This is a genomic window from Crystallibacter permensis, from assembly GCF_025960875.1.
Lineage (GTDB): Bacteria > Actinomycetota > Actinomycetes > Actinomycetales > Micrococcaceae > Crystallibacter > Crystallibacter permensis.
In genome coordinates this window covers 38,040-47,366 of record NZ_JAODLR010000002.1, presented here as the reverse complement: position 1 = coordinate 47,366, position 9,327 = coordinate 38,040, and the positions used below count along the sequence as shown (strand labels likewise).

Below are 9,327 nucleotides of genomic sequence, written 5' to 3'. Positions count from 1 at the left end.
GATCAAACGAGCGACCAAAAGGGGGACCTGCAGTGGCCGAAATCAGCATCGAGTTCTGCGGTGAATGGTACGACGCGGGGGACGACGACGTATTCAGGATCGGCCGCGAAGGTGACCTGGAAATCGACGACAATCCATACCTGCACCGGAAGTTTCTGGAGATCTGCCGGTACGAGAACATCTGGTGGCTGGCCAACGTCGGCTCGATGATCTCGGCCACGATCGCCGACACCAGCGGCGGGATGCAGGCCTGGCTGGCGCCCGGGGCACGGATTCCCATGGTCTTCAGGCAGACCAACGTGGTCTTTACCGCCGGACCGACCACCTATGAGCTCTCGGTGCACGTCAAAACGCCGTCTTTCCGGCAGGAAGCCCGGGACCATGACTCCGTGGGGGAGACGACCATCGGCCCGGTGATCTTCACGGATTCGCAGAAGGCGCTGATCCTGGCGCTGGCCGAGCCCATGCTCAAGCGCGACGGTACCGGCCTGAGCTCCATCCCGTCTTCCTCTCAGGCAGCGGCCAGGCTGGGCTGGCCGCTGACCAAGTTCAACCGCAAGCTGGACAACGTCTGCGACAAGCTGGACCGGGTGGGCGTGGCCGGACTCCGGGGAGGCGGCGGGAAGCTGGCCACCAACCGGCGGGCACGGCTGGTGGAACATGCGGTCACCTCGCACCTGGTCACCGCTGCGGATCTGCCGCTGCTGGAGACGCAGCGGGATCCTGAAGACTGACCGGATGAATGCGCCGGTTCCCGGCGACGGCACGCGCTTTAGGGCAAGATAGTTCCGTGAGCAAAGTGGAAGCGCAGGCCAATGAAATCCCCAGTGACGCCCTCCGGGACGAGTACGAGCAGCTGACGGAGGACGTCCGGCGCTACCGCTACGCGTACTACAACGATGATGCCCCGCTGGTATCCGACGCCGAGTTCGACAGGCTCTACCGCCGGCTGGAAGAAATCGAAGCGCTGCACCCGGAGATGGTGGCCAACGATTCGCCCACGCAGGAGGTCGGCGGCGAAGTGTCCGCGGCCTTCACCCCGGTGCAGCACCTGCAGCGGATGTACTCGCTGGAGGACGTATTCTCCCTCGATGAGCTTCAGGTCTGGATCAGCAGGGCGTCGTCGTCCGTGGAAAAACTTGGCCGCGCGCAGGACCTGAAGTGGCTCACCGAGGTCAAGATCGACGGGCTGGCCGTCAACCTGCTCTACCGCGACGGCGAGCTGGTCCGGGCGGCCACCCGCGGCGATGGCCACACCGGCGAGGACATTACCCACAACGCGCTGACCCTCAAGGACATCCCGCGCCGGCTGAAGGGCAAGAACCTGCCCGCCGAAGTTGAGATCCGCGGCGAGGTCTTTATCCCCTCCAAGGGGTTCCTGGAGCTGAACGAAAAAATGGTGGAGGCCGGCAAGGCGCCCTTCGCCAATCCGCGCAACGCCGCCGCCGGATCCCTGCGGCAGAAGGATCCCGCCCTGACCGCGCAGCGGCCGCTGAGCATGTTTGTCCACGGTATCGGCGCCCGCGAGGGCCTGTCCGCGGGCAGCCAGTCGGAGACGTACGCGCTGCTGAAGGAGTGGGGGCTGCCCACCAGCCCCTACTTCAAGGTGCTGGACAGCTACGAGGAAGTGTTGGAGTTCATCCAGCATTTCGGCGATCACCGGCATGACCTGCTGCACGAGATCGACGGGATTGTCATCAAGGTCGACGACTTCGGGCTGCAGCGGGGCCTGGGCCACACGTCACGGGTACCGCGCTGGGCCGTGGCCTACAAGTACCCGCCGGAGGAAGTTCACACCAAACTGCTGGATATCCGGGTCAACGTGGGCCGCACCGGCCGGGTGACGCCGTACGGAGTGATGGAGCCGGTGAAGGTGGCCGGCTCCACCGTGGAGATGGCCACCCTTCACAACCAGGACGTGGTGAAGGCCAAGGGCGTGCTGATCGGGGACACCGTGGTGCTGCGCAAGGCCGGCGACGTGATTCCGGAAATCGTGGGACCGGTGGTGGCGCTGCGGGACGGCTCCGAACGCGAATTCGTGATGCCCACCGAATGCCCGTCCTGCGGCACTCCGCTGGCGCCGGCCAAAGAAGGCGACGTCGACATCCGCTGCCCCAACGCGCGGTCCTGCCCCTCGCAGCTGCGCGAGCGGGTCTTCCATCTTGCCGGGCGCGGCGCGTTCGATATCGAGGCGCTCGGCTGGGAAGCGGCGATCGCCCTCACCCAGCCGGCCGAACCGGAGCAGCCGCCGCTGACCACCGAGGCCAACGTCTTCGACCTCACCCCGGAGATGCTCGCGGATGTGAGGATCGCCCGCGAGAAGAAGTCCAAAGGCGTGGCCACCGGCGAAATTGAACTGGTGCCCTACTTCTACACGAAGGGGACGCCCAAGAAGCCTTCGGAACCGAGCGCCAACACGCGCAAGCTTTTCACCGAGCTGGAAAAGGCCAAGGGCCAGCCGCTGTGGCGGGTCCTTGTGGCCCTGTCCATCCGGCACGTAGGGCCCACTGCCGCGCGCGCGCTGGCGACGGCATTCGGCTCCATGGAAGCCGTCCGTGCGGCGTCGGAAGAGCAGCTCGCTGACGTGGACGGGGTGGGACCGATCATCGCCCGCGCCCTCATCGAATGGTTCGAGGTGGACTGGCACCGCGAGATCGTGGACACCTGGGCCGCGGCCGGCGTGCGGATGGCGGACGAGATTGACGAGAGCAAGCCCCGGACCTTGGAGGGGCTGACCATTGTGGTCACCGGCTCGCTGGAAAACTTCAGCCGGGACGAGGCCAAGGAAGCCATCATCAGCCGCGGCGGCAAGGCCTCCGGCTCCGTGTCCAAAAAGACGGACTACGTGGTCGCGGGGGAGAGCGCCGGGTCCAAGCTGGACAAGGCCGAGCAGCTGGGCCTGCACGTGCTGGACGAGGACGGCTTCGTCAAACTGCTGGAAAACGGGCCTGATCCAGCTACGGTCGACCCGGCGGCAACCGGCTCAGCTGAATCCGGTCCGGAAGGTGCTGTCGAGAGCTGAATCGCAGGGCAGGCTGAGCCGAAAGGGAGGGATGACATGGACCGTGACCAGCAGTCCGATAAGCCGGTCAGCTGGCAGGCCATCCTGGCCACGCTGGCCAGTTCGAGGCTGCGGGAGCTCTATGCCGCGTTCGTCTTGGGCCAGGAACCTGCCCTTTCGGCCAAGGAACGGCGAAAGCTGCTGGATTCCTCCTTGCTGTACGACGACGGCGGCCGGCTCGTGGTGAACGAGCACGCCTTCAAGGCAGCGCTGGCCGGTGCCCGGCGTCCGGAGCCGGAAGGCGCGGAACGCTTCCTCCTGGCGGGCCGGATCGAGGGGCTGCCCAGTCGGGCGACGGACCGCCTGAAGCTGTTCGAGTTCCTGATCCCGCAGATCCTCGAACCTGATGCGACACTGACGGAGAAGCAGCTGAATGCGAAACTCGCGGCTTTCACCGATGACGTGCCCCTGCTCCGGCGCGCCCTGGTGGACTACGGGTATCTGGACCGTGAGCGGGACGGCAGCGCCTACCGACGCGCCCGCTGATAGTTCCGGTAACAGCGGGCGGCTACCGCCCGCCCGTGAACACATCTCATCCGCAGAGCCATTGAGCAGTCGGGAGCCGGGTGGCACGATGGAAGGGTGAGCGGCCGTGAATGAGCTCTTCGCCGATGGCTTCCCCTGGTGGCTGATCTGGGTTGGATTTGCCGTCTTTTCCGGCGCGGGCCAAAAGTTTTCCCACAGCAGGAAGCGCCACCGCAGGAAAACCGAACGCCGGCAGGCGGAAGCGCGCGCGGAAATGGAGCGGCGCCGGCAGGTCAAGGCCTGGGAGGCGCAGCGCCTCAGTGACATCGAAGCCCTGATGGCGGACCATGACAGAGTCAACGCCCGCTGGCTGGAGTACGAGCTGGATGTCGGCAAGCTGATCGACTACCCGATGATGTCCGACGTGCGCGAGCCCCTGACCGTGGACTTCCTGCGCGCCAAACGCGTAGCCGACGCATTGCGGCCCGGCAGCGCGGCCGATATTACTACCGACGCGCGGCTGCTGGAATACCGCGACGCCGTCCGCGCCTTCGAGCTGGCTTTCGAGATCGCCGAACGCGAGGCCCGGCGGATCAAGGACCAGCATTTCAGCGGGCCAGAACGCCAGCGGCTCAATACCGCCAGAAGGCTGCTGACGCTTGCCGTCGACGAGGCGGCCACGGGAGCCGAACGCCAACTGGCCTACCTGCGGGCGTGCAAGGAGCTGGACGGCCTGCTCGCCCTGCCCGAGGAAGCCATCGCCGCGCTGGAACAACGCATTGCCCCGCAGCTGGCCCCGCGGGCACAGTGGCCTGAACCACTCCGGTAGCCGGCCACCGCCAGTGGTGAGGCAGAATTGATAGGCGGCCGCCGCCGTCGTACTTCTAATTGACCTTTGAGGACTGCATTACCTGATGAGCATCACCATCCGCCCGGCCACCGAAGCCGATTACGACGACGTTGCCCGGATCACGCGGGAGGCCTACGTCCACGGCGGGCACATTGCCGAGGGCGACGGCTACCTGGACATGCTCGGTGATGTTGCCCACCGCGCCAAGCACGCCATCGTCTGGGTCGCCGAGCTGGACGGCAAGGTTGCCGGCTCCGTGGCGCTGACTCTGGAGGGGCAGGAGTACTCGGACATTGCGCGTGCCGGGGAGCTGGAGTTCCGCATGCTGGCGGTGGATCCGGCGATCCAGCGCGCCGGGATCGGCCGGGCCATGGTGGAGGCCATTGTCGATTACGCCCGCGCGGTGGAGGGCGTCCACTCGGTCAGCCTCACCAGTATTGAAAATATGACCAACGCGCACAGGCTGTACGAATCGCTGGGCTTCGAGCGGATCCGCGAGCGGGACTGGAAGCATGAGGACACCGGGCTGTTCGTGTTCGTCAAGACACTGGAATCCTGAGCACCGGGCCAAGAAGTAGACTGTTTCTAGAAAACCCAATCCATTCGCGTAGGAGACTCATGTCTGAGATCAATCGTGAGGCCGTGGCGCACCTGGCGCGGCTGGCCCACATTGAGATGACCGCAGGAGAGCTGGACAAGATGGCCGGCGAACTCGATGTCATCGTTGACTCGATCAAATCCGTCCAGGAAGCAGCGGGGCCCGATGTGCCCGCCACTTCGCACCCCATCCCGCTGGCCAACGTGTTCCGTGAGGACGTTGTCGGCGAGACCCTGACCCAGGAGCAAGCGCTCTCCGGTGCACCGGATTCGGCCGACGGCCGCTTCAAGGTCCCCGCCATTCTGGACGAGGAGTAAAGACATGAGTGAACTGACCCGACACAGCGCTGCCCGGCTGGCGGAGATGCTGGCCGCCAAGGAAGTCACCTCCGTGGAGGTCACGCAGGCGCACCTGGACCGCATCGCCGAAGTGGACGGCAACATCAACGCCTTCCTGCACGTCAACACCGAGGAAGCGCTGGCCGTCGCCGCGGATGTGGACAAGGCCCGCGCCGCCGGCGAGGACCTGCCGGCGCTGGCCGGTGTGCCCATTGCCATCAAGGACCTGATCGTCACTGTCGGCCAGCCCACCACGGCCGGCTCGAAGATGCTCGAGGGCTGGATGAGCCCGTACGACGCCACGGTGATCAAGAAGATCCGTGCCGCGCGGATGCCGATGCTGGGCAAGACCAACCTGGACGAGTTCGCGATGGGTTCCTCCACCGAGCACTCCGCCTACGGACCCACCCGCAACCCGTGGGACCTGAGCCGCATTCCTGGCGGTTCCGGCGGTGGCTCCGCGGCCGCCGTCGCCGCTTTCGAAGCCCCGCTCGCGCTGGGCACGGACACCGGCGGCTCCATCCGCCAGCCAGCCGCGGTCACCGGTTCGGTGGGCGTGAAGCCGACCTACGGCGGCGTTTCCCGCTATGGTGCCATCGCCATGGCCTCCTCGCTGGACCAGATCGGCCCGGTTTCGCGCACGGTGCTGGACTCGGCGCTGCTGCACGAGGTCATCGGCGGCCACGACCCGCATGACTCCACCTCGCTGACCGATCCGGTGGGCTCGCTGGTCGAGGCCGCGAAGACCGGAAACGTTGCCGGCATGAGGATCGGCGTCATCAACGAGCTGCAGGGCGAGGGCTACGACGAGGGCGTGCTGGCCCGCTTCCACGAGTCGCTGGACCTGCTGCGCGACGCCGGCGCCGAGATCGTCGAGGTCTCCTGCCCGAACTTCAAGTACGCCCTGGGCGCCTACTACCTGATCATGCCCTCGGAGGCCTCCTCCAACCTGGCAAAGTACGACGGCGTGCGGTTCGGCCACCGGGTACTGCCGGCCGAGAGCCCGCTCACCATCGAGCGTGTCATGGGCGCCACCCGTGCCGCCGGCTTCGGCGACGAGGTCAAGCGCCGCATTATCCTGGGCACCTACGCCCTGTCCGCCGGGTACTACGACGCCTACTACGGCTCGGCGCAAAAGGTCCGCACCCTGATCCAGCGGGACTTCGACGCCGCGTTCGCCCAGGCCGACGTGCTGATCTCCCCGACTTCCCCGGTCCCGGCCTTCAAGCTAGGGGAGAAGCTGAACGATCCGCTGGCCATGTACCTGAACGACGTTGCCACCATTCCGGCCAACCTGGCCGGCATCCCGGGCATCTCCATTCCGGGCGGCCTGGCCGACGGCCTGCCGGTGGGCATCCAGTTCCTGGCCCCCGCCCGCGAGGACGCCCGCCTGTACCGCGCCGGCCACGTGCTGGAAACCTTGCTTGAGGAAAAGTGGGGCGGCCCGCTGCTGTCCCAGGCCCCCGACCTTCGCCAGCTCAGCGGCGCCGAAACCACTTCAGGAGCCAAATAATGTCTGCTGTCACGGAAGAGATCCTGTCCTTCGAAGAGGCAATGGAGAAGTACGATCCGGTGCTCGGTTTCGAGGTCCACGTGGAGCTCAACACCAAGACCAAGATGTTCTCCTCGGCGCCCAACGTGTTCGGCGATGAGCCCAACACGGCCATCACCCCGGTGGACCTGGGCCTGCCCGGCGTGCTGCCGACGGTCAACAAGGCGGCCGTGGAGTCCTCCATCAAGATCGGCCTGGCGCTGGGCTGCAAGATCGCCCCGTCCTGCACTTTTGCCCGGAAGCAGTACTTCTACCCGGACACGCCCAAGAACTTCCAGACCTCGCAGTACGAGGATCCGATCGCTTTCGACGGCTCCATCGACATCGAACTCGAAGACGGCACGGTCTTCACCGTGGAGATCGAGCGCGCCCACATGGAAGAGGACGCCGGCAAACTGACCCACATGGGCGGCGCCACCGGACGCATCCAGGGCGCGGATTTCTCCCTGGTGGACTACAACCGCGCCGGCGTGCCGCTGGTGGAAATCGTGACCAAGCCGATCGAGGGTGCCGGCTCCCGGGCCCCCGAACTGGCCAAGGCCTACGTGGCCGCCATCCGCGAGATCGTCAAGAACCTGGGCGTTTCCGACGCCAAGATGGAACGCGGCAATGTGCGCTGCGACGCCAACGTCTCGCTCCGCCCGTACGGCCAGGAAAAGTTCGGCACGCGTTCGGAGACCAAGAACGTGAACTCGCTGCGCGCCGTCGAACGTGCCGTGCGCTTCGAGATCCAGCGCCACGCCGCCGTGCTGGACTCGGGTGAGAAGGTTGTCCAGGAGACCCGCCACTGGCACGAGGACACCCGCTCCACCACCTCGGGCCGGCCCAAGTCCGACGCCGACGACTACCGGTACTTTCCGGAGCCGGATCTGCTGCCCGTGGTGACCACCGAAGAGTGGATCGAGGAACTGCGCGCCCAGCTGCCCGAGCCGCCGGCCGAGCGCCGCAAGCGCCTGAAGACGGACTGGGGCTACTCGGACGCGGAGTTCCGCGACGTGGTCAACGCCGGCGTCATGGACGCCATCGAAGAGACCATTGCCGCCGGTGCCTCCGCCGCCGTGGCCCGCAAATGGTGGATGGGCGAGGTCTCGCGCCGCGCCAAGGAAGCCGAAGTGGATCCGGTGGATGTCGGCGTCACGCCCGAGCTGATCGTGGAACTGGACAAGCTGGTCCAGGCCGGCAAGATCAATGACAAGCTCTCCCGCCAGGTGCTCGACGGTGTCCTCGCCGGCGAGGGCACACCGGAAGAGGTCATCGAAAAGCGCGGCCTGGCCGTGGTGTCCGACGACGGCCCGCTGCTCGAGGCAATCGACGCCGCTCTGGCCGCCCAGCCGGATGTCGCAGAGAAGATCCGCGGCGGTAAAGTCCAGGCAGCCGGCGCGATTGTCGGCGGTGTCATGAAGGCCACTCGCGGCCAGGCCGACGCCGGCCGCGTGCGCGAGCTGATCTTCGAGCGCCTCGGCGTCCAAGGCTAGCGCCCGCTTCCCTTCCCCCCCACCTGATCGAGTGAGCAGATAACGCCCTTCCGACACCCCGGAAAGGGCGTTATCTGCTTACTGGATGGAAAATGGGCCAATGCCCCTCATGCCCGCCGCGGATATCGACCTGAACGAGCCGCTGGTCCGGCGCCTGCTCACCGAACAGTTCCCCGACCTTGCCGGACTGCCCCTGCGCCTCGCCGCCAACGGCTGGGACAACGCAATCTTCCGCCTCGGCAGCAACCTGGCGGTCAGACTGCCCCGGCGCGAGGCCGCCGCGCACCTGATCGAACACGAACAGCGCTGGCTGCCCCAACTGACCCGCGGCCTGGCCATGCTCACGCCGACCCCGGTCCGGTGCGGAACGGCGTCGTCGTTCTTCCCCTGGCCCTGGTCCGTCACCCCGTGGATTCAAGGAACGACGGCGGCTGCGCAGCCCCTTTCCGCCCGCCGGGCGTGGGCGGCGGAACTGGCCCGGTTCGTGGACGGACTCCAGCAGCCTGCTCCCGGAGACGCCCCCTTCAACCCCGTCCGCGGCGTGCCCCTGAACACGCGGGACGAACATGTCCGGCGGCGCCTGGCAGGCGGACTGGTTCCCCGCGCCCGCGAGGTGGACCGGCTCTGGAGCACCCTCGCCGCGCTGCCGCCGTGGGAAGGACCCGCGCTGTGGCTGCATGGGGACCTGCACCCGGCCAACCTCGTCACGCAGGGCGGGATGCTGGCAGCGGTGATCGACTTCGGCGATCTGACCGCCGGGGATCCCGCCACCGATCTGGCTGCCGCCTGGCTGGTCTTCGACGCAGAGGGCCGGCGGTTGTTCATGGAGCACCTTAACGCCCGCCGCGACGTCGCCACCGGTACCTGGCAGCGGGCCCGCGGCTGGGCGTTGGTCATGGCGACGGCGCTGCTGGCGCATTCCGATGACAACCCGGCCTTCCGGCAGCTGGGCCTGGACGTGCTGTCCCAGGTCCTCGACGGCTAATCC

The 9,327-nt window shown here is 66.8% G+C and carries 9 protein-coding genes; all 9 read left to right on the top strand.

Annotation, left to right across the window (positions count from 1 at the left end):
• Positions 1 to 32 precede the first annotated feature (32 nt).
• The 9 genes from B0G38_RS02705 (at position 33) to B0G38_RS02665 (ending at position 9,324) form a co-directional block, all read left to right on the top strand.
• Positions 33 to 734, top strand: coding sequence for a hypothetical protein (locus tag B0G38_RS02705; RefSeq protein WP_264668018.1), 702 nt, complete (start codon positions 33 to 35; stop codon positions 732 to 734).
• An 8-nt stretch (positions 735 to 742) separates the two neighbouring features.
• Positions 743 to 3,022: an NAD-dependent DNA ligase LigA gene (gene ligA / locus B0G38_RS02700; protein WP_264668017.1), complete on the top strand. Its 2,280-nt coding sequence runs from the start codon at positions 743 to 745 to the stop codon at positions 3,020 to 3,022.
• Positions 3,023 to 3,058: 36 nt separating this feature from the next.
• Entirely contained in the window at positions 3,059 to 3,547 is a 489-nt protein-coding gene (locus B0G38_RS02695; RefSeq protein WP_264668016.1) for a DUF2087 domain-containing protein, read from the top strand.
• 106 nt (positions 3,548 to 3,653) lie between these two features.
• A complete protein-coding gene (locus B0G38_RS02690; protein ID WP_264668015.1) occupies positions 3,654 to 4,355 on the top strand; it encodes a hypothetical protein in 702 nt (233 codons plus the stop codon).
• Between the two features lie 85 nt (positions 4,356 to 4,440).
• Entirely contained in the window at positions 4,441 to 4,935 is a 495-nt protein-coding gene (locus B0G38_RS02685; protein WP_264668014.1) for a GNAT family N-acetyltransferase, read from the top strand.
• 59 nt (positions 4,936 to 4,994) lie between these two features.
• Positions 4,995 to 5,291 carry an Asp-tRNA(Asn)/Glu-tRNA(Gln) amidotransferase subunit GatC gene (gatC, locus tag B0G38_RS02680; protein ID WP_074698618.1) on the top strand — a complete coding sequence of 99 codons (297 nt, stop codon included), beginning with the start codon at positions 4,995 to 4,997 and terminating at the stop codon, positions 5,289 to 5,291.
• A 4-nt stretch (positions 5,292 to 5,295) separates the two neighbouring features.
• Positions 5,296 to 6,825: an Asp-tRNA(Asn)/Glu-tRNA(Gln) amidotransferase subunit GatA gene (gene gatA, locus B0G38_RS02675; protein WP_264668013.1), complete on the top strand. Its 1,530-nt coding sequence runs from the start codon at positions 5,296 to 5,298 to the stop codon at positions 6,823 to 6,825.
• Positions 6,825 to 8,339, top strand: coding sequence for an Asp-tRNA(Asn)/Glu-tRNA(Gln) amidotransferase subunit GatB (gene gatB / locus B0G38_RS02670; RefSeq protein ID WP_169994929.1), 1,515 nt, complete (start codon positions 6,825 to 6,827; stop codon positions 8,337 to 8,339). Before gatA ends, gatB begins: the two co-directional genes overlap by 1 nt.
• Before the next feature lie 100 nt (positions 8,340 to 8,439).
• A complete protein-coding gene (locus B0G38_RS02665; protein ID WP_264668012.1) occupies positions 8,440 to 9,324 on the top strand; it encodes an aminoglycoside phosphotransferase family protein in 885 nt (294 codons plus the stop codon).
• Positions 9,325 to 9,327 lie beyond the last annotated feature (3 nt).